Here is a 20,634-nt window from a genome sequence, read left to right as displayed (position 1 = left end):
CCTGGTTAGGAAAGGCCGAGTATCGCAGAACACCGCAGCACCGCGCCGGGGTCGCCGGTCAGGGTCAGCGATCCCGTCGCGGTCGCCTCGATCGGCGTCAGCGCCCCGGCGCCGATCCTCGCGAACGTCGCCGCGTCGGTCGTGGCCGTCAGCACGGGGTCCTCCGCAGGACCTCGCACCGCCGACGCGGCGCCGTTGACCACTCGCAGATGGAACACCTCTTCGTCCACTCTGAACTCGTAGGTTTCCCGCACTTCCGGCATTTGCGCGGCGTTCGCCATCGCTTCCACCGCGAGAAAACCCCAGTGGGCGCGCACGGTTGCCTCTTCCGGCATCTCGCCGAGCAGCGATATTCCCCAGCGCGCCAGCGCTCGGACCGGCTCGCGCAGCGACTCGCCGGTGTCGGTCAGTTCGTAACGGTGCCCGCCGGAAGCGCTGTCCACGCGACGCACCACGCCGAGTTCGCACAGCTTCCGTAGCCGATCGGCCAGCAGGTTCGTGCCGATTCCGGGCAGGTCGGCGAGCAGTTCGCTGTATCGCCGAGGGCCCAGCGCGAGTTCGCGGACGACGAGCAACGTCCAGCGCTCGCCGACGGCATCCAGTGCGGCCGCGAGGCCGCAGTACTGGCGGTAGTTGCGCTCACGCCGCCCGCCCGCTTCCGCTACGCGCGTCATCCCGCAACGGTACCGCAGTGACCGCTGGTCGCCGTGCCACCATGACCACGCCGGCGGCAACGGTGCCAGCACCGACCACAATGGCCACGACAAAGAAGCCGAGCGGCGCGGTGATCACCGAAGCCAGTGCGACAGGACCAACGAGGCCGCCCAGTTTGCTCGCACCCGCGATCCTGCCGATCCCTCGCCCGCGTCGCTGACGGACGAAATGGACCGACGCCATGGGCACGATCGCGGCAGTCATCGCGTTACTGAAGAACACCGTGGCCGTGAGCGCGACGGTGAGCAGCCAACCGTGCTGTCCGGCGGCGAGCACAGCTCCGGTCACCATCAGTGCCGCACCGGCCCCGGTGGCCACGACAAGAGCGCAACGCTCTGCGGAGTAACGGCTCAAGACCAGCGCCAGGACGACGGCCGCCGGTAGCGCGACCCACGCCTGAGAAGCCAGTAGCCGTTCCCCCGCTCCACCGTCCAGTCCGGCGGATCGCAACACAGTGGGAACCCACGTGAGAACGCCGAGCGCGACCAGCCCGGCCATGAATCCGAAGAAGACATACCTCCCGCGCAACTCGCCCACGTACGCAGGCACGGCAGCAGCGCGCCGCGGAGGCAGAACTGGGCGACGCGCGGCGTCGTCACACCACGCTGGCACACAGGGCAGCACGAGGAACAGCAGTGCTCCGCTGAACGCACCGACCAGCCACAGCGAGCGCCACCCGTGGTCGCTACCGAGCAGCACCGCCGACTGACTCGCCACCAGGTAACCGCCTGCCGTGGCGATCCCGGCCACGAGGGCACCTACAGCGGGAACACGGTGTGCGGGCACCAGTGCGGTGATCGCGGAGAACACGACCGGCACGAGGCCGCCGACGGCGAACCCCATCAGCCCGCACATCACCAGGTTTCCGGCATAGGTCGGCATTGACCCGCAGACCGAGGTGGCGATAAATCCGAGGGTGGCCAGCAGCAGGGCGCGCCGCACCCCCAGCCGGTCCACCAGGGAGCCCCACACGAGCGAGCCGAGTACGGTTCCGGCGAGCCCGCACACCGGCAGAAGTGCGGCCTCCTGCGCGCTGATGCCGTACTCGGCGCGCATTCCGGGAAGTACGAACCCGAGTGTCGCGGTCTTGGACACGTCGACGATCATCGCGAACGTGAGCACGCACAGCGCTGCCTTCCGGACCGCCCCGGAAGGTGGACGCGCCGCACGCCGCACCGTGGGGCGAACGAGAAGGCCGGCCAGCGCGAGCAGCACGCCGATCGCGATCAGTGTCATCTGGTCCCTGTGCGAGCCGGTTGCCCCTGCGTTCATCGAGGCACCGCTCATCGGCCCGTGCACGAAGATTCCGTAGACGTGCCACACCGAAGTTCCCGCCACCAGGACACATCCGGCCACGATCGCGGCCAGCGGAAGCGATTGGGCTCGCGGCTGACTCAGCACGCGAGCGGGCGGTACGGCTTCAACGCTTGAGCCAGTTCGACCGGCACGGGTACCGGTTCGACGCCGTGCGAACCCCGCCGCATACACGCGACTGTCTGGCTGCCGCGTGCGACGAGTTCTGCCTGTGCCGCGTTGACCCGGTAGTAGCCGAACGCCATCGACACCCTGTTGTCCTCCACGACGTCGAGTGTCATCCGGAGTTCGACGGTGTCCGCCGCGTAGAGTTCGCTGAAATAGTCGCAGCCGCAGGAGACCGTCACGAGTGCGAGGTCGTCGGTCAACGCCCGCAGCACTCCCGGCGCTCGTTCCATGAGGAAGTGCTCGCGACAGTGTCCTTGCCAGCGAACGTAGTTCGAGAAGTAGACGTTTCCGACCACATTCGTCTCCTCCAGCGTCACCAGGTGCCGGTAGTCATAGCTCGGTGTGCTCCACATCAGCGCCGGTCCTCCCGCGGCCCCGACAGGATCGCGATCGCCAGCGGCGTCGCGCCGTCGGCTACTGGAACGACGACAGTTGCAATGCGCGCCGAGCCGCAGCGCAGAACCACCCAACCTCCGTCGTACACCCCCTCCAGCAGCAGAGGTCCACTGTCCGCACTGGACAGGCACTCCACGGCCGTCCGAATCCGGCTAGCACGAGAATCGTAGGATTCGGGGCACTGTGCCTGCATCTCTTCGACTGCGTCCACCCGTTCACCGAGGAGTCGGCACCACTCGTCGTGGCTCCTACTCGCTACGGTGCGAGCGGCACAGGCTGAACGCTCTCCCCCGGCGACAGTCAGCACGACGCCCGCGGCACGGGCTACTGAGCGAGCGTCCGCCAGCGTGGCATTGGTCTCCGCGCTATCCGGCAGGATCGAGACCCGCAACGCCTTGTCGAGGCCGATCGTGGTGACCGTCCGTTCAACATGGACCGCGAGCAGCGGCAGCGGCCATGCGTCGGTCGGCGGCAGCGGCCCGGCGTCGGCCAGGGTCAGACCGTGCCACGTGATCACGGCGGCGCCGCCCGCGCCGTACGCTACGACATCCCAGATGTACTCGCCGCCGCTCGCGGAGCGTTCGGCCGCGCACAGGTGCAGTTCCGTCTCCGCCGCCGGCGCGAAACTCATTCGCTCACACCGCACCGGCAGCAGTCTTCGATGCGGGACGCACGCCTGCAACGCGTGTACGGCGGCATCGTTCACCGCTGGACTCCCCAGCAGCGGCGCGGTGTCGAACCACGGGTCGTCCTCCTTGGCCAGCACTCGTATCTGGCAGCGCCGGGCCCCGTGGGCGACGAGTTCTCGCACTCGCCGAAAGCGCCCGGTATGGAAATACACCGGTCCGTACAGGTCTTCGCCGTCCACAACCGATCCGGTGTCCGCCGCTTGTGGTTCCGGCGGCACCGGCTCTGGATTCGCTGCCACGAGGAAGGAGGCGCGGAGGTGCTCGGCACGGAACCCGGTTTCGTCGCTACGCACGACGACGTCGACGATGTCGCCACGCCGGAGCGCACAGATGCGGATGATTCTGCTGCCCTCGTCCGGCACCACGATCGGCCGGTCCAGCACAAGGTCGGCCACCTCCCGTACCGGGTGGCCCACCAGGCGGTTCACTGCCTGTGCCATTGCCTCCAGTCCCAGCACCGCAGGCAGTACCACGATGCCATCGATCCGATGGCCGTTCAGGTACTCGTCGCGCGAGAGTCCCAGTGTGGCGTCGGCGATCAGCTCCACGCCGGGATGGTGTATCCGAACCCGCTCCAAGAACCGGCCCGCGCCCGCTTCGGTTTCGGCCGCTTCCACCTCGGCCGAACCGTCCATCCCGCCGAGTCTGCCGTGCACCGCGACCGAAGCCGGAAGGTCATTCGCCGCGAGCAGCCGCAGGAACATGTCCGTGCCCTCGGCGAGTGGTATGGCGGTAACGTCGAGCTGGGCGAGGGTGTCGAGCACACCGAGACGCTCCCCCATGCCCGTCCCAGCCCACACCGACCAGTCAATGTTGAGCACCCGGCAGTCCGGCAGTGCGTCGCGAAGACGCTGCATCTCGGCTCGCAACACACCGTTGGCCAACGCGTAGTGGCTCTCGCCGGGTAACCCCCAGGTACCGATCACCGAGCCGAAGGTGACCAGTGTCCGCAACCGTTCGGTGGCGACAGTGGCGAGCAGGTTGCTCAGTCCGGTGATCTTCGGCGCGAGGTGGGCGCGCAGTCGATTCTCGTCGAGCTGGTCGACCCCGGCGGGCTCGTTGATGCCGCTGGAGTGCAGCACGCCGGTAATCGGACCCAGTTGTTCCCGCAGCCACCCCACGGCCTCTGCCACGGCTTTCGGATCGGTCACGTCGGCGCGGTGATAGGCAGCGTTGATGCCATCCTCGTGAAGTCTGTGCAGATTATCGCGGAGCGCGGCGTCGTCGGCGGGGTCAGAACGTCCGAGCATCGCGAGGCGGACACCAGATGCCCTGGCCAGCGCCACCGCACAGGCGACACCAATTCCCTTGCCACCGCTCACCAGCAGCACGTCGTCCTGGCCGAGGAAGTACCCGTCACCCTGTTGATCGAGATCCAACGGGTTCTCGGCGGGCTCACCAGCCTCACCATCCGTCAGCACGCGCTCTCGCCATACTCCCGGTATCACGGTGGCGTACGGGTGAGCTGCCCGCAGGTCCTCCTCCGTGCTCGGAACGCGTAACAGCGTGATGCCGAGTGCGGGGTGCTCGTGCCGCAGAGTGCGCAGGAAGCCCCGCAGGGCCGCGTCGTGCGCCACCGCGACCAGCCCACCGGCGTCCACCGCAGCCTTGACCGCGGCCAGTACGACAGCAGGGACATCGGTCGCGGCAGGGTCGGGAACATAGAGCAGCGGGTACCGCAGCCCCGAACCGAATACGTCCGCGACACGGCCACTCAACGGGTGTCCCCGCACAATGTACGCACGGTGGGACCCGCGTTCCGTTGTGGACGGTCCAGACGGTATTGACGGGTCGATCGGCCGTAGTGTCTCTGTGAAGCATCGCAGCCAGGGCGCGACGCCTTGTGGTGCGTATTCTGCGCTCGCGGCCTTTGCGGTGGGAAGTTGTTCGACGACGTCGATCAGATCGGCGACCGTGGCGTCGGCGACGCTCAGCGGTGCCTCGGGACGACCACGCCCGGCGGCCTCCGCCGCGGCGGCGACGAGTTGCACCACGCGCAGCGACGTCAGGTGGAGATCGCCGAGCAGGCGCAGTTCCGGGGTGATCAGCGTGGGATCCAGTTCCGTCATGGTCGCCACGAGCTCACACACGACCTCGGCAGGGCCCGCCGCCACCACTGGGTGTGGCTCTTCGGGCACGGGCGCCAGGGATTCCCGGTGCGGCGTGCCGGGGGCGGTCGAACAAGGGTTGGCGAGGAACACTGGGTCGCGCCAAATGTCGATCGGTCGAGCGGCACGCTCGGCGAACAGCGGCGTCAGGTCCGGTACGGCCTTCGCGGCGAATAGTGCGGCGGCGGCCTCGGCCCGTGTCCGGGCGTCGCCGTGCTGGTCCACCCCGACCACCGGCACGGCGGATGCCTGGGCGACCAGTGCCCCGAGGGTGCGGCCGGGACCGACCTCGCAGAAGAGGTCGATGTCTTCCGCGATCTCGTCGAAAGCACAGGCGAACCGGACCGGCTCGGTGATTTGGCGGCACAGCAGTTCCACGAGATCGTCCGAGGCGCTGATCGGCTGGCCGGAAACGGTGGACACCACGTGTCGTTCCGGCGGATGAAACCCTGCCTCACTCAGCAGTGTGCGGAATTCGGGGACACACCCGGCGACCGCAGGCGAGTGAAACGCATGGGACACCGGCAGGAGCGCGGTGTGCAGGCCCGTCGTCCGGGCGCGCTCCGCCGCGGCGCGCAGGTCCGGCAGCGGGCCGGCGAGCACGTGCGAGTGGGGACCGTTGAACGCAGCGATGACGAGTGCGCTGCCCTCGCACAGCGCCAGCGCCTGCCTCGCGTCCGCGGTAACGCTGAGCATGCCCGTGCCGGTGGTTCCGGCGCCTTCCATCAGCCGGCCTCGCTCGCGGACCAGCCGTTCGGCATCCTGTTCGGACAGACAGCCGGCCCATACCAGCGCGGCGAACTCGCCGAGGCTGTGCCCGATCGCCGCGAACGCCCTCGCACCAAGCCGCTGGAGCCAGCGCAGTGCCACAAGCGACTCGCGGTGAATCGCCGGTTGCACGGCTTCGGTGCCCTCTCCCTGTGCCCGCACCGGCGCTCCCTGCCCGGGAAAGAGCAGGCACACATTCCCCCGCACCCGCCCGGCCGCGTAGACGCCGTCTCGCGCGACCAGCCCGCTATCGGGCAGGGTTGCGAGCAACGCCGAAGCGGCCTCGGCGCGGGCCGCCAGTTCCTCCGGGCTCGCGGCCACCAGAGCGACTCTCGGGCCGTGTCCTGCTCCCTGCTGGCCGAAGCGGCAGGCCACATCACCCAGTTGTGCCTCCGACAACCGTGGAGCGAGCTCTGCCAACCTGCCGAGCATCGCGTGCAGCTCGCCGACGTCCCGGCCCTCCAACGGCACGACGTCGACTCGGGGAGCCGGGCCGCGCACCTCGACCGTGTCGCGCCGCGCATCCGCGGTGCCGCGCAGCACGACGTGGGTGTTGATACCGCCGAACCCCATCGCACTCACGCCCGCCAGCCGCGTCCCGTCCGGCCATGCCCGCGGCCGGTCCGCCGCGGTGAGCACCTCGGCCGCCGCCCGTAGCGCGGGGTGCGGCCGCTCGCAGCCGGTGGTGGGCGGCAGCAACCCCGATTCCAGACTGCACACCGTCTTGATGAGCGAGGCCGCGCCGGCAGCCGCCTTGGTGTGGCCGATGTTCGCCTTGATCGAGCCGAGCACCGCGGGACGGGTCGCTTCACCGCGGAGTTCCGCCAGCGCGGCCAGTTCGGTCTCGTCACCCACAGCGGTGCCGGTGCCGTGGCCCTCGTGCAGCAGCACCCGCGCCGGGTCCAGTCCACCGGACGCGTAGGCACGCCGCAGCGCCAGTAGCTGTCCCGTACGTTCGGGCCGGGTGATGCCGCCGCTGCCATCCGAGGACACACCCCAGCCGGCGATCTCCGCGCGCACCGAAAACCCCGCCGACCGTGCGTCGGCGGCGCGCATGAGCGCGACCATGCCGCAACCCTCGCCAGGCCAGAAGCCCGCCGAGCGCTCGTCATACACCCGCATCCTGCCGGCCGCCAGCGCGCCCGTCTTGGCGAATCCGACCAGTTCGAAGGGGTCCAGGCTCAGGTCGACGCCACCGGCCAGCGCGAAATCCACGCTCCGGTCCCGCAATGCGCGACACGCCGTGATCAGGGCCAGCAGCGACGACGCGCACGCTCCGTCCACTGTGTACCCTCCACCGCCGAAGTCGAAATGGTTGCAGATCCGCCCCGCGATCGTGTTGGACAACGATCCGGCCAGCGTCTCGTCGTCCACCTCGGGGAACGGGGCCAAGTATCTTTCCGCCGCCCGGTCCAGTACCGCGCGCAACCGCTCGTCCGACAGCCCTTCGGCCGCCATGGCCGAAGCGAGGACGCGCCGGACGTACGGCCAGCGCAAGCGCAGCGTCCTTGCCCGGGTCACCTCTCCAGTGAGCGTGTTCCCGACGAGCACACCCACCCGGTCGCGGACCAGCCCGGCGCCTCCTGGCCTGCCCGCGTCGGCCAGCGCCTTGTCCGCCGTCTCCAGCGCGAGCCAGTGTGCGGGATCCGCGGCCCGATACACGCTGGCGGGGACCCGGAAGCGTGCCCGGTCGAACTCCCAGCCGTCCAGAACCGCGGCGTAGGCACTGTAGGTGCGATCCGCGGCTGCCGGATCCCGGTCCCAGTAGTCGTCCGGATCGAGCCGCTCCTTCGGCAGTCTGCGAAAGGTCCGCCTGCCCTCGAGCGCTATCTCCCACAGCTGTTCCGGGGCCTCTGCATCTGGGTACCGGCACGCCATGCCGACCACGGCGATCGGTTCGGCCCGCTCCTCGGATTCGCCACTCATTTCGCGACCTCACCCATTGGTTCGGCAACAACATCTCGCGCCGGTGTCCACCTTTCGGTGGCCTGTCGCGGAATCTCCGGCACCGTGCGGCGGTATGCGTCCAGCGCGATCAACACGCCTGCCCGCAGCACGCAGGTGATCACCAAGGCGAAGAACAGCCCGAAGACGATGTGCAGTTGCACGAGGACGCCGTATATCGCGGCCGTGCCCGCGCCGAACAGGACCTGGTTGCGCGGCCGCGACGGTGTCGTTCCCGGGTCGGTGATCATGTAATTGGTGAACAACACGAACGCCACACCGGTCAGCGGCAACAGCGCACTGATCAGCGAGATGTCGGTCATCAATGCGCGTAGTACCGCCTGCAGCACGAACCCGCCGATCCACCCGAGGATCAACGGCACCTTGCGGGTCAGTTTGGCGTTCAGCATCGTGCCGGCGATCAGCAGCACGGCGGGTGCCAGCGCGTCCAGCCAGCCGGAGATCCACTCGGTGAACTGGTACGGCGGCGCGATACCGACCCAGGGGAACAACAGCAGAACAACGACGATGCCGGTGTTGCTCGGGTTGAGCACGTGCCGCCAACGACCGGCCGACCGGACGCGGATGACGTACTTGCTGGATACCGCGACCACGGCGGCGAGCACCACGGGCCACAAACGGTGGTTGGCATACAGGAGCATCGCGCAGGCCAGACCCGCGATGTATGCCGGCAAGAGGAAGTTCACTACGTGACCGCGCTCGCCGAGGAAGCGCGGGCGCCTGCCGTTCACGGCGGAGTCCGACGCCTCCAGCAGCACCTCGGTGGCGATAGCCGCCAGCACGGCAATCACGGGCGTGAGGTAGGCCTGCTCGAAGCCGAGCACCGTGTGCCCGAGCACGGTCAGCGCCGTGATCGACAGTCCGAACCGGCGCAGCGCCGCTCCTCGGGGATCGCGCGCTGTCATCGGGCCTCCCGTGCTGTTCCGTCCGCTCGCACAACGATGTCGTGCCAACCGGTGCCCAGCGACAAGTCTGCGATGTGCCGCTCGCCGCACGCGTCTCGCCAGGTAATCTCCACCGGGACCTCGCCGACCCCGCGCTCACCGAGACCGAACAACAGTTCCGGTGCGTTGACTCCCCCGTGGCCGTTGGCCGGGTACAGCTGCTGGACCTGGTCGCCCTCGCCGGTGCGCACCCGGGCGGTGGCACCGACCGCCGGTCGCTTCGCATCCCCGCCGGCGGTTCCGCACGGCCCGCTCACCGGTTGCCGCAATCGCAGCCCGAGGAAGGCACCGGCCTCGGACTGGTTGTGGTACAAGGTGGATCGCGCCCACTGGTTGGCGGCGACGAAGTCCTGACGGCCGTCGGAGTCCACATCACCGACGGCGAACGCGCGGCTGACGGCATCGGTACCTACCCCCACCTCCGCGGCCACGTCGACGAATCGCCCGTCGTCTCCGCGAACGAAGAAGGTGTTGCGGTCATGCCCGGAGAGGTCGTCACCCGGGCCGACATTCGGCCACAGCTGCGGATCGGCGAGGATCAGGTCGTTCGAAGTAGCGGTCTCCTGCAGTTGTGGCCACCTGTTGGTGTGTCCTGCGACGAAACCCGTGGCGTGCATGACCTCGGGCCCGCCGTCGTTGTCGAAGTCGCCGGTCTTGACGTCCCACGACCAGCCACTGCGCGCCAGCCCGAGCCGTTCGCTGTGGTCCTCGTACGGTGCCGCGCCCGCATGCAATACCTCGGGGTCATCAACGGAAAGGTAGGCGAAGTTGCTTTCGTGCAACGCATACGCCTCGGTGATGTTGCTGACCAGGATGTCGGGAACGGCGTCGTCATTGAGGTCCCGGAAGTTCACGCCCATCCCCTTGAACGAATCCTCGCCGACCACCGTCGATTTTGGCGTTGCCGGCCGCCGGTCACCCTTCGCCTCGACGAACCGGATCCGGCCGTTCTCGGACTCGTTCACCAGCAGCTGGTCGGGACCGAAGTCGTTGGCTACGTACAACTCGGGCCTGCCGTCGCCATCGAGATCCTGAGTGCCTAGCGCGAGGGTCCATTGCCGGGCCTGCTCGGCGTCGAAGACCCCGTCCACTTCGGTGAACGCCACGTCCGGGCCGGCTTCCGTGCGCACTGGGTCGAAGCGGAACATCCGGTTCACCCCGCCATTGCGGGCGTCGGACAGTGACTCGTTCATCTGCAGCTCGTCCTGGTGAGCACCAGGGTCGAGAACCCTGGCCCCGTCCGGAAAGTAGTTGCCGAAAACCAGGTCCAGGTGACCGTCGCCGTCGTAGTCCCCGATGGTGGCAGCGTTGGTGTTCCACACCTGGCTCGGCTGGACGAGCTCCCTCGGCCGGAAGGCCCGGGATTCAAGCGGAACACCGGGTTCGCGCAGAAAGATCACCGGGGAACGTCCCCAGTAGTACACCAGCACGTCCTGCCAGCCGTCCTCGTTCAGGTCCGCGGGCACGCAGCCCATCGGGGCCGAGGGCGCGGGTCCCGGCGTATCCGGTGTCAAGGTGAACGGACGGTACCGCGCTCCGCTGGTGGGCACCGGTGAGACCGTCACGGTATCGCTGCGTGGGTCCACAAGGCACAGATCGCGTGCCGTGGCGCCACTGCCGGCGGCGAAAAGTCCCGCTCCCGCCCCGACCGACGAGATCCAGGACCGGATCTTGTGATAGGCGGGAGCGACGGTTCTTACGGCCCGATCGCTGTGCTGATCGGCCGGGCTCACCGGATGGGAGCTGAACTCGAAACGATCGGCTAGCGTCGATCGCTCTTGCGGTGAGGCGACCGGTTGCTGCGCCACGAACCACACCGCGACCGAACACAGCACGGCGACGACCCCGGCAAAATGCCGACGTACGAGCAACCTCACAGTGCGGCCTCCTTCGCAGTGTTCGCCGGAACGTGCGCGGCCTCGCCGGAGCACCCGGACTCGGCCTCCGCCACATGTGTCCGCTCGTGCTCCCTGAATCGCAGGCGGATCCCTGCCCGCCATTGCTCGTAATGGGCAGCGCCTGCAGAATTCGGGCCGAGTTCGGTCACCGACTCGTCGGTCCACCCTGCCGCGCGAGCGACCGGGACACCCGCCAGCAGCTTCGCCGCGCGATGCACGTGCTCGGCGACCACACCCGACCTGGTGTGGGCGGCACAGGCGAAAGCGCAACCCTGCGCGAGGTGCTCGCGGTGGTCCCCCGCCAGTCGAACCAGCCGCGCCAGCTCGCCGGACTCGGCACCACCTGCGTAGGTGGCCGCGAGCCCAGCACCGCTCCACAGATCCGATCGCCGGGCGACTGGGAACTCGTTGATCCGCAGCGCGATCCCCGCCGGATCAGCGCACTCGTGGAACCACAGCGCGCGCCCGAGCCCCTGATCCCGGATGCCGCGTTGCTCGAGGGTCAACCCGCGCTCGACCCGTCTCCGGCCGATCACCGCGTCCGCGTGGAAAAAGCCCTGATGGAAGCCGAAACCGTCCAGGGCGAGCCAGCGCAACAGCGGATCGGTCTGCGGTATCCCCCACCGAGGGCGCAGCCGCAGGCGGGCGTAGGCCCAGCCGATTCCGACGTGCGCCAGGTGCGGATAGTCCCGTGCTGGACCGTGCAACAGTTCGGCGACCCGGCGGCCACGTGACGCGGTCAGCAGGTCCAGCAGCGCGCAACCCATTGCCGCGCCCTCATAGCCGAATCCCCGCAACGCCGGATCCAGGGTGTCGACCCGGTCGGCGGCGGCGTTCACGTCCGTGGTGTCCGCGACCGCGTTCAATCCGTCCAGGAATGCCGTGGCACAGGACTCCAGCACACGCCGCGCAGGCCCAGCACGCAGCCGGAATCGGCGTATGCCGAAACTGACCTGCTCGTAGTCCTGCCGCAGCAGGGCGGACAACGGCCCTCGGGACCCCTGCTGATTTCTCCGGAACTGCAAGGCAACTCCTTTCGACTGCCAGATCACTCCCGGGCGGCGAGGACGGCCCGTTCCAGCACTGCAGCGGTCAGGAACGGCTTTGCCTCCCGCTGGAAGTCGACGTCGGGGTGCAGATCCCGTACCGAACCCTCCAGCACCAGCAGCGACAGGATGGGAAAGACGAACTGTGGGTCGGCGTAGAGCCCGTACCGGCGCTGTAGGTCGAACAGCCGCGAGGCGAACGACACGAGGTCGAAGTCGGCCGCGCGCGCGCCCGAGTGCGCCTCGACCAGTCGCGCCAGCTCCCGGCGGAACCCGACCTCGTCCGTCCTCGGACCTGGTGTGGCGGTGGAGAGGACAACATCCGCGGACGCGGGGCCATCGCCCAGACTCATGCAGTAGAAGAAGGCGGTGAACTTTGTCTGCGCGTATGGGGTCAGCTGCACGGTGAATCCGGCATCGACCAGCGCCACCGTCCCATCCGCACGGAAGTAGAGGTTTCCCGGATGCAGGTCGCAGTGCACGAGGCCGTGCCGGAAAAGCATCCGGTAGACGGCGCGCAGTGCCGACACCACGGCGTCGTGACGCCCCTCGGTCGACAACCGACGAGCGGTATCGCGATCCAACCCTTCCAGGTACTCCATCACCAGCACCTCAGAGGTGCACAGCTCCGGCACGGGCCGAGGCACCCGCATCCGGTCCTTGCCGTCGAGGTTGTCGTGCAGTGTGCGCAACCTGTCACGTTCGTGAACGAAATCGGCCTGTTCCCGGATACAACTCGCGAGCTGGTCGACGATCGGCAGCACGGGCACGCCACGCAATGGCGGCGTCCACGCCAGCAGTCGTGCGAGCCCACGTAGCAGTGCCAGATCGACCGCGAGCAGTCGCTCGATGCCCGGCCTGCGGACCTTCACCGCGAACACCCGGCCGTCAGGCGATGTGACCCGGTAGACGCAGGCGATACTGCCCGATGCCGCCGGCGGCAGATTCTGCGCGGTGATCGTCCGTCCGAGGGGACCCAGGTGCTGCTCCAGCACGGGTGACAGATCCACGGCAGGGGGCGCGGCGACATCGTCATGCAGTCGCGCCAGCCCCTGACAGATCCGCGGTGGCAACAAGTCCACCCGCGTGCTGAGCAGCTGCGCCGCCTTGATGCAGGCGGGACCGAGTTGGGACACGGTTGTCGCCAACCACTCGCCGACAGCGGGCGCCTTCCCGCGACCCCGGAGCCACCCCCAGAGCACAAACCGGCGGACAAGGACGGTGAAGATCCGCACTCCGCGGATGACGAGGTCAGCCTTCGTCGGCGAGTGGTCCTGCCCGCCGTCAAGGAGATGCCAGCCGCCCCTGCCCTGTCGATGCACGACTCCCCAATCTGATCACTGAGCGCAACCAGATCGACACTAAGCGAAGTACGTCCTGTTGACAGCCCTATTCACCGAGTCTGATGACACGAACACAGCTCCCATACCGGTCCCGCCCGCGCCCTGCCACACATTCAGGTACTCCCTCCTGCCGACAATGAACGAGCAGGCCGACGCGGTGCTTACGTACAAATGGCCAACCCGGGTGACAGGCGGATGCAACCACTGATATCGCGCTTAGCTTGCCTGCCTCGGTTTCGGTCAGCTATTGGCATACAGTCGTTGGGCGCGCACGTGGCCTACGGCCAGGGTCCCCGGGGTGGGCGGGCGTCCCACAGGACGGCGCACGTGATCAGCAGTGCTGCCAGTATGAGCATCGTGGCGCCGAGTTCGATGAGTGCGTTGGTGGGCATGCTCAGCTCCCGGGGGTGGATTCTGCGGTGCGGCGGTTGGCGCGCAGGCTGGTCAGCGTGACGGTCGCCAGGATCAGCACGATGACGCCGAGGGAGATCGGAGTGGGGATCTGCGGTACCGCAGGCCAGATTCCGTGGGCCCAGTGCAGTACCAGCTTCACGCCGATGAACGCGAGGATCAGCGCCAGGCCGTGGTTGAGATGAACGAGTTTGGCTAGTGCGGTGTGCAGGACGAAGTACAGGGCCCGCAGGCCCAGCAGCGCGAAGGCGTTGGTGGCGAACACCAGGTAGGGATCCTCGGTGATCCCGTAGATGGCGGGCACGGAGTCGACGGCAAACACTACATCGGTGGCGAAGATCGCCACGACCACGACGGTCAGCGGGGTCAGGGCACGTCTCCCGCCCTCACGCACCGTCAGTTGGGTGCCGCGGTAGTCGTCGGTGACCGGCATGAGTCGGCGCAGCAGCCGTACCGAGCGCAGTTGCGACACGTCGCGGTCAAAAGCACTCCCGGCGAGCGTTTCGTGCAGGATCTTGGCGGCGGTGACGAACAGGATCGCGCCGAACACCAGAAACGCCCAGGTGCCAGCCTGCAGCAGGGCGGCACCGGCGGCGATAAAGATGCCGCGCAGAACCAGGGCGCCGATGATGCCGTACAGCAGCACCCGTTGCTGCAACGCGAACGGTACAGCGAAGCCGGTGAGGATGAGCATGAACACGAACAAGTTGTCCACCGACAGAGACTTCTCGACCACGAAGCCGGTAATGAACTCCATGGCCTGACCGCCGCTGTAGGCCGTCCACAGGTACACGGCGAAAACGAACGGCAGCGCCAGGTAGAACACCGACCAGCCCACGGCCTCGCTCATCGACACCTCATGCGGCCGACGAGTCACCAGAAAGTCCGCGGCCAACAGGAGCAGCAACACGACGATACTGACGCCCCACAACAGCGGTGAACCGATCGAGCCCGCCGGGGCAGCAAAAACGGACGTAGGGCTAGCCACAGAAGTCTCCTCGAACAGCACTCGCGTTCGAGGTCTCCTTCGCCCCACACACCGGGACGGCCGCCCGAGGACACCATACGAATGTCCGGCCTGACCGGGCCAGCCCGAGGAAGTACTCCCCTCACCCGCGAGTATCACACAGGTCTGAAATCTCAGCCAGCCGCGAAACGGAACCGGGGCCGCGATCGTGGCAAGCAGAAGAATGACAAGCAGGACTTTGAACCGCCCCGAGTTCGGTAGAGGCTCGTCGCTGGGGACGCATTTACGGCAAACCAAAAACAATGCCCGACCTGCGAAAACATGCAGGTCGGGCGATCATGAAAGCTGTGGAGCTAAGAGGACTCGAATCCCTGACCCCCTCACTGCCAGGACCTGGCCACTCTTAGTCCGCAGGTCAACGCTAGCAAGTCGAGAATCCCGTAGTCAAACGCTGCCCTTCATCGCTGTTGGGTGCCATTGCCCTGCCGTTCAACACGCCCCTGTGCTCCACGATTGCTCCAGACATAACCGCGTGAAGCCCGGCAACCCATTGTCAGAGAGCATGGCAACGCTACTCTGCATCTGAGCGGGCTTTTCATAAGCGAGACAACTACTATCGATCGAGATAACGGCTAGCACGGTCTCGAAGCGGATGGCGAGTTTGTCGTAGCGATTGGCCATTCCGGTGGTCGACAACCGGCGTTAGCCACCGTTGTACTCAACGCTACTTCGGCGCCAGTCAGCTGTGTTGTTGTGCGGCTCGCTGTATGGCGGCGTACGAGACACGTTCTTGTTCCAACCGGACAGAACCACCCAGGGCACCCTCCACGAGGTCGGTATAGAGGTTTGCCTCGTCTGGGAGTAGTGCCTCGAGGTGGTCGGTGGTGGGGTTAGCTTCGTCGACCCATTGGCCCTCGTGCGCAAGAAGCGTAGCGCGATCCATGAGCATGGATCGAGTACTCTCGAACGCGCGGCGCACGTTGTTCAAGATCGCGAAGCCGTGCGTGTCGATGTCACCCCAATAGACGAGCTTCTTTTCCGCAAGCCACCGCAGAGGGTGCAGCCGGGATGCCGCATACCCCTCGCCGAAGATCACAATAGCGTTCTCGACGGACGGGAAGGCCAGGTAGGTGATTTCGTTCTCGACGACGAACACGGTGCGCACCGTCAGCGGCCTATTCGCCAGTTCGGACACTCGGACGGCAAGTTCGTTAAATCCGGGACCGTCGGACAAGTGACGAAATCGGACGTAGGCGGGCTTCTTACGGAAGAAGTATCGGCCGGCGAAATCCGAAGGCGGTCTGGTGCGGTCAACTCGGTATTCGACGAGTTGGCGGTCCAGCAACACCGCCAAAATGGCGCGATACCGCTCGATGAACTTGGTGTCGACGCCGGGCACGTCGATCTGCCGGAGGTACATGTCAGGACGTGCGCACTCATCGATCCACAGTGTGGTGTCGACCAGCCTGACCCATTCGCCTTTGTACCTGAGTACTTCCATCGGCTTGGCTGACATCCAGTCGGCGATGACCGGGGCTCTGAGCCTGGTCGCGTCCAGCAGAGCCCCAAAAGTCTGCACATCCGACTGCACGCCGAGAACGGCCCACAGCTGTTCATAGGAGTCGATCCAGACTCGGCCCGGGATCTCGTTCGTGCCGGTGACTCGGCCACCGATCGTTCTCATCTCGACACGGAGATGCCGGGCGCGATGCCATTGCTCGACCCACGTACGTGCGTGGTCCAGGTGCGCGGAGGTGTCATTCGCGCTCGGTCCCCGTAACCCGATTGCCAGCGGTTCCCATCGGGTTCCCATAGCAAATCGGGACAGGAACTCGCCGCGATCCCATCGTCGTCGCAGCTTGCTTATGACATCGCCGGGTACGGTCCAGCCGGTTGGTGCCACGTCAATCGCCATGGCTGGATGCGGTGCCGTGGGCATGGGCGAGCTGGCGTTGTTGGTATTCCTCGATGGTCAGGGTCTGCAACCGCGAGCTGTCACCGGCCTTGTTGTCCACGAACCCGACAGCCGCGACGTACGGTTCGATGACGTGGATCTTCTGCAGCGGTGTCACGATCAGCAGTTGCAGGCCCAGCCGCCGGAACAGGCCGAGCGCGAATCGGGTCGACTCGTCGGAGCCCCGGCCGAACGCCTCGTCGATCACCACAAACCGGAAGGTCTTCGACTTGCTCACACCCCAGTCGAGCTTGAACTGGTAGGCCAGTGACGCCGCCAGGATCGTGTAGGCGAGTTTTTCTTTCTGCCCACCGGATTTGCCGCCCGAGTCAGTGTAGTTCTCGTACTCGGCGTCGTCGGCGCGCCACCGCTCTGAGGCCGCGAAGGTGAACCAGTTGCGCACGTCGGTGACCCGACGGGTCCATTGCCGGTCGGGTTCGGTTTGGCCCTCCCTGCCCCGAAACCGTTCGACCAGAGCTTTTACCTGGAGAAACTTCTGTTCGGAGTACTGATTCGAGTCGTCACCGCTTAGAGATCCGCTGGTGCACTCCCGGAGGTCCTTGCGGAAGTCGCGGATCTCGACGTTCACGGTGGGATGTGGTTCAAGTCGGATGAATCGTCCTGGGTTGTAGTCGATGTCGGCCAGCGAGTCGTTGATGGTCTCGATTCGCTGTTTGATCAACTCGGCCTGTTTGGTCAACTGAGAGTGGAACCCCGCGATGTCGCGAATGGTGTTGGTGTTGAGGTAGGTCTTGAACTCGGACTCGAACCGAGGCAGATCGTCAGACGCGATCCGGTCGTACAACAAACGGTATTCACTAGCAGACTGCACCGAGTTGTCGAATTCCTCAGTTTCCAGCGGGTACGCTTTACGGAAGTCGCCCATCTTTCCGACCACTCGATTCGCTACCTTGTTCTGCCTGCCGGTAAGCCGATCGATATCCTTTGTGATCTCGTCGTTCACCTCGATGAGGCACGTGTCGCAGTCTTCCGGAGTCGCGAGGCTCCTGGTTCCGACGTGCTTGTCCACCAGAGGAAACGATGCTCTCGCGAATTCGGCCGCCGGTTCGTCCAGGGTGGTCTTGGTGTCGCGCAGCTGTTTCTCCGCGGCTTCGCGTTGGGCGCCGAGGTTTCCAAGCCCCTCCTGCGCCTTGCCTTTGGCCCTTTCCGCCGCCTCGATCTGAGTGCCGACGGCGCCCAGCTCCGCGGTCAGTCGTTTCAGCTCGTCCGACTGCTGCTCCAGGCGCCGCTTCTCGTCGTCCAGTTCCGCGATGCGGTTCACCGAAGCGCGCCAGTCGATCTCGGCGAACCCGCTGAACTGCTCCAACAAGCTCAGAGTCGTGGCAAGCCTCCCCTTGGCGCTCAACGCGGCTGTGACCTTCTTCGTCCGGCCGCCCAAGTCACGTAGCTGAAGTTGTAGGCGGCTTGCCTGGTCAAGCAGCGCATCGATCTTCGCTTGGTTATCCCAACCCAGCACATAGTGACGGCGGTCGTCGATTCGGCGGGCGTCGTCCTTCTCGTGCCTGCCGCGAGCACCTTTGATCTGCCCGGCCTGGGTCACGGCTTTCGCGGCACGTCGGAACTCGACCATGGTGTCCACACACTCGTAGTCGGCGCGGTGTGCCAGCTCGCGATCCAGCCACGCCGCGAACGGCGAGTCCTTGATCTCCAGTTTGGTGAACAAGGACCGCTCGGAGAGCGGCGAAGACGGAGTTTGGCGTAGCTGTTCGGGCACCCGGTAGTAGACGAGCTTGATGCCGAGGTGCCGTTCGTTGATCCACTCGGAGACGGCGTCGTAGTGCTCGCTCGCGACCAGCATCGACAACCCGAAGCTGCGCAGAAGCCGTTCGGCAGCGCCTTCCCACGGGGCGCAGTCCGCGCGTACCTGGATGATTTCGCCGGCGAACGGCAGCGCGGCGGAATCGACCCGCAACGCGGCGCACAATGCGTCCCGCACGTCCAGGCTGCGTTTGGGAATGTTGCTGCGCCGCTCCCGCAAGCTCAACAACTCCGTGTTGAGTTCCACGGCTTCACCGTCGAGCTCGCGGCGCTCGACGGTGAGATCCGTGAGCTGATTCTGCAGATCGGCCTGTTCCTGGTCGAGAGAGCCCTGCTTTTCGACGACAGCACGTTGCCGGGCAGTGAACTGCGCCGGGTCGACGACGGCGGGCAGGCTGGCCGCATCCAGCAGCGCTTGATACCGGTCACCTTGTTCCTTCCGCCGGACGCGTTCCTTCTCCTCGGCGTCGATCTCGGCTTCGAGCTGACTAATCCGGTCGCCACCGCAACCGGCGCGCTGGATTTCGAGATCCCGCTCCTTGCGGCGCAGCCGGTCCAGGTCATTCTTCGCGTTCGCCAAGCTCGCGTCCTGCTCACCGATCTGGCCGGTGAGCGCACTCAGGCGATCGCTTAGCAGCGTCGCCTTGCGATCCGCGCAATAGAATCGCAGGGCTTCACGCGCGGCTTTGCCCGCCGTGATCCTCGCGTCGAGCTCGTCGTAGGTGTCACATTCGGCGAGCAGTGGTTCCAGCAGGGTGAGCTGTGTGCGCGCCTTGAGCACTGCTTCGTGCGCCTTGGTCAGGTCTGCGAAGTGGTCGACCAGCCTGTTGGTCCAGTCGGCGGCGTCGAACGATTCCAGCATATGAGAGCGGACGAAATCGTTCAGGTTGCCGACTGACTTCATCGAAACTGTCTGGTGGAACAGTTCCATTGCCTGTTCGGATTCGATCCCGAGCCGTCGGCAGAAATCTTTGCTGTAGGCGGGGAAGTGCTCGTGGATACGGACGTCCTGCTTGCGCAGTCGGCGCTTGAGCGTCGCGACGTCCCCGCCGAAGTCGGCGAAATCGCCCGCGATCGTCAGGCCCCGGTCCGCTGTCACATAGAACCGGTCCGGCTGACCGACGGACGCGTCACGAAACCAGAACACCTGCGCCAACGTCACTGTCGAGTCGTAGCCGGCGTTGGTGAAGGAACCGAGGACAACCGAGAACGAACGGCGGTCTCGCAGTCCGACCGGCCGGGACGCGCCGGTAGCCTCGTTACGCTCGGACTTGTGGTAACCGAGGACGTAAGAACGGAGGTGTCGCTCTTTCGACTCGGCTCCCGCTGCCTTGTTGTAGGAGATGCGGTGGGCAGGCAGCAGCAACGTGGTGATCGCGTCGACGATGGTGGACTTCCCGGAGCCGATGTCGCCCGTCAGCAGGCTATTGCGCCCCTCGGGTTGGAACGTCCATACGCGCTGGTCGAATGTTCCCCAGTTGTAGACCTGCAGCCGCTCCAGCCGGTAACCGGTGAGTTCGGCTCCCTCGGTGTCGAGACCCGCCGCGCTGAACAGGCCCTCCATCAGTCCTTGTCCTCTCCGCCGCCCAGTTGGGCTGCGTACTCGGCGAGTCGCTGGTCGAATTCCGCCAGCCATTGCCCATCGACGAACGCCTTGAGAATGCGCCGCACCTCGTAGGCGGCTTCCTGCCCGGTAATCCGCCGCAGGAAGCCGAGTTCGACGATCTTGGTGAGCTGGGTGTCGATCTGGTCGACCAGCCGCGCCTCGTTGCTGCTCTCGGGCAGGAACATCCGCACCATCTCAACGAGCTGATCCCTGGTGAGGATCAGCCGACTCTCCGCGCCGGATGCGTCGAACTCCGCCAGCTTCTTGCGCAGCAGGGCCAGCAGGAGACTCACGTGAAAGGACAAGGCACGCCGCGGAATCAGCCGAGGCAGTTTCCCGTCCAACTCCTCGTCCTCCGGCTTCGAGCGCAGGAAGGCATAACCCTCGGCTTCATCGACGACAACGGTCAAGCCCATCACACCGACGTAATCCCGCACCTGGGCCTGCAGAGGTAGCAGATGACGCCACGCCTTCTCGTGGCTGTCCGCGTAGACCACTCCCTTCATCAGGTGCGTGATGACCAACGGCAGATCAAGCTCGTCCCTGCGTAGTGATGCGGACACG

12 protein-coding genes are annotated in these 20,634 nt (G+C 66.3%); all 12 read right to left on the bottom strand.

Annotated elements, in window-relative coordinates; genetic code table 11:
• Positions 1-5: 5 nt before the first annotated feature.
• Positions 6-674 carry a winged helix-turn-helix transcriptional regulator gene (locus D0C15_RS18545; protein ID WP_116047059.1) on the bottom strand — a complete coding sequence of 223 codons (669 nt, stop codon included), beginning with the start codon at positions 672-674 and terminating at the stop codon, positions 6-8.
• On the bottom strand, positions 640-2,115 hold the full coding sequence (locus D0C15_RS18540; protein WP_116047057.1) for an MFS transporter: 1,476 nt from the start codon (positions 2,113-2,115) through the stop codon (positions 640-642). Before D0C15_RS18540 ends, D0C15_RS18545 begins: the two co-directional genes overlap by 35 nt.
• Complete coding sequence (locus tag D0C15_RS18535) at positions 2,109-2,549, bottom strand: acyl-CoA thioesterase (RefSeq protein ID WP_162830134.1); 441 nt, start codon at positions 2,547-2,549, stop codon at positions 2,109-2,111. Before D0C15_RS18535 ends, D0C15_RS18540 begins: the two co-directional genes overlap by 7 nt.
• On the bottom strand, positions 2,549-8,083 hold the full coding sequence (locus D0C15_RS18530) for a type I polyketide synthase (RefSeq protein ID WP_116047055.1): 5,535 nt from the start codon (positions 8,081-8,083) through the stop codon (positions 2,549-2,551). Before D0C15_RS18530 ends, D0C15_RS18535 begins: the two co-directional genes overlap by 1 nt.
• On the bottom strand, positions 8,080-9,027 hold the full coding sequence (locus D0C15_RS18525) for an RnfABCDGE type electron transport complex subunit D (protein WP_116047052.1): 948 nt from the start codon (positions 9,025-9,027) through the stop codon (positions 8,080-8,082). The genes D0C15_RS18530 and D0C15_RS18525 overlap by 4 nt, the downstream gene beginning before the upstream one ends.
• A complete protein-coding gene (locus tag D0C15_RS18520; protein WP_116047050.1) occupies positions 9,024-10,943 on the bottom strand; it encodes a CRTAC1 family protein in 1,920 nt (639 codons plus the stop codon). The genes D0C15_RS18525 and D0C15_RS18520 overlap by 4 nt, the downstream gene beginning before the upstream one ends.
• Positions 10,940-11,989, bottom strand: coding sequence for a DUF1702 family protein (locus D0C15_RS18515; protein ID WP_162830133.1), 1,050 nt, complete (start codon positions 11,987-11,989; stop codon positions 10,940-10,942). Before D0C15_RS18515 ends, D0C15_RS18520 begins: the two co-directional genes overlap by 4 nt.
• Before the next feature lie 23 nt (positions 11,990-12,012).
• Positions 12,013-13,332, bottom strand: coding sequence for an ABC1 kinase family protein (locus tag D0C15_RS18510; RefSeq protein ID WP_116047045.1), 1,320 nt, complete (start codon positions 13,330-13,332; stop codon positions 12,013-12,015).
• 415 nt (positions 13,333-13,747) lie between these two features.
• Positions 13,748-14,752 carry a TerC/Alx family metal homeostasis membrane protein gene (locus D0C15_RS18505; RefSeq protein ID WP_116047182.1) on the bottom strand — a complete coding sequence of 335 codons (1,005 nt, stop codon included), beginning with the start codon at positions 14,750-14,752 and terminating at the stop codon, positions 13,748-13,750.
• 718 nt (positions 14,753-15,470) lie between these two features.
• Positions 15,471-16,646 (bottom strand): Wadjet anti-phage system protein JetD domain-containing protein, encoded by a 1,176-nt coding sequence (locus D0C15_RS18500; protein ID WP_162830132.1) that lies wholly within the window; start codon positions 16,644-16,646, stop codon positions 15,471-15,473.
• Positions 16,636-20,028: an ATP-binding protein gene (locus tag D0C15_RS18495; protein WP_116047040.1), complete on the bottom strand. Its 3,393-nt coding sequence runs from the start codon at positions 20,026-20,028 to the stop codon at positions 16,636-16,638. The genes D0C15_RS18500 and D0C15_RS18495 overlap by 11 nt, the downstream gene beginning before the upstream one ends.
• Positions 20,028-20,633: a DUF4194 domain-containing protein gene (locus D0C15_RS18490; RefSeq protein WP_211323251.1), complete on the bottom strand. Its 606-nt coding sequence runs from the start codon at positions 20,631-20,633 to the stop codon at positions 20,028-20,030. Before D0C15_RS18490 ends, D0C15_RS18495 begins: the two co-directional genes overlap by 1 nt.
• Between the last annotated feature and the right edge of the window lies 1 nt (position 20,634).

Source organism: Amycolatopsis palatopharyngis, from assembly GCF_003385185.1.
GTDB classification, from domain to species: Bacteria; Actinomycetota; Actinomycetes; order Mycobacteriales; family Pseudonocardiaceae; genus Amycolatopsis; species Amycolatopsis palatopharyngis.
This window is presented reverse-complemented; position numbering and strand designations above follow the sequence as displayed.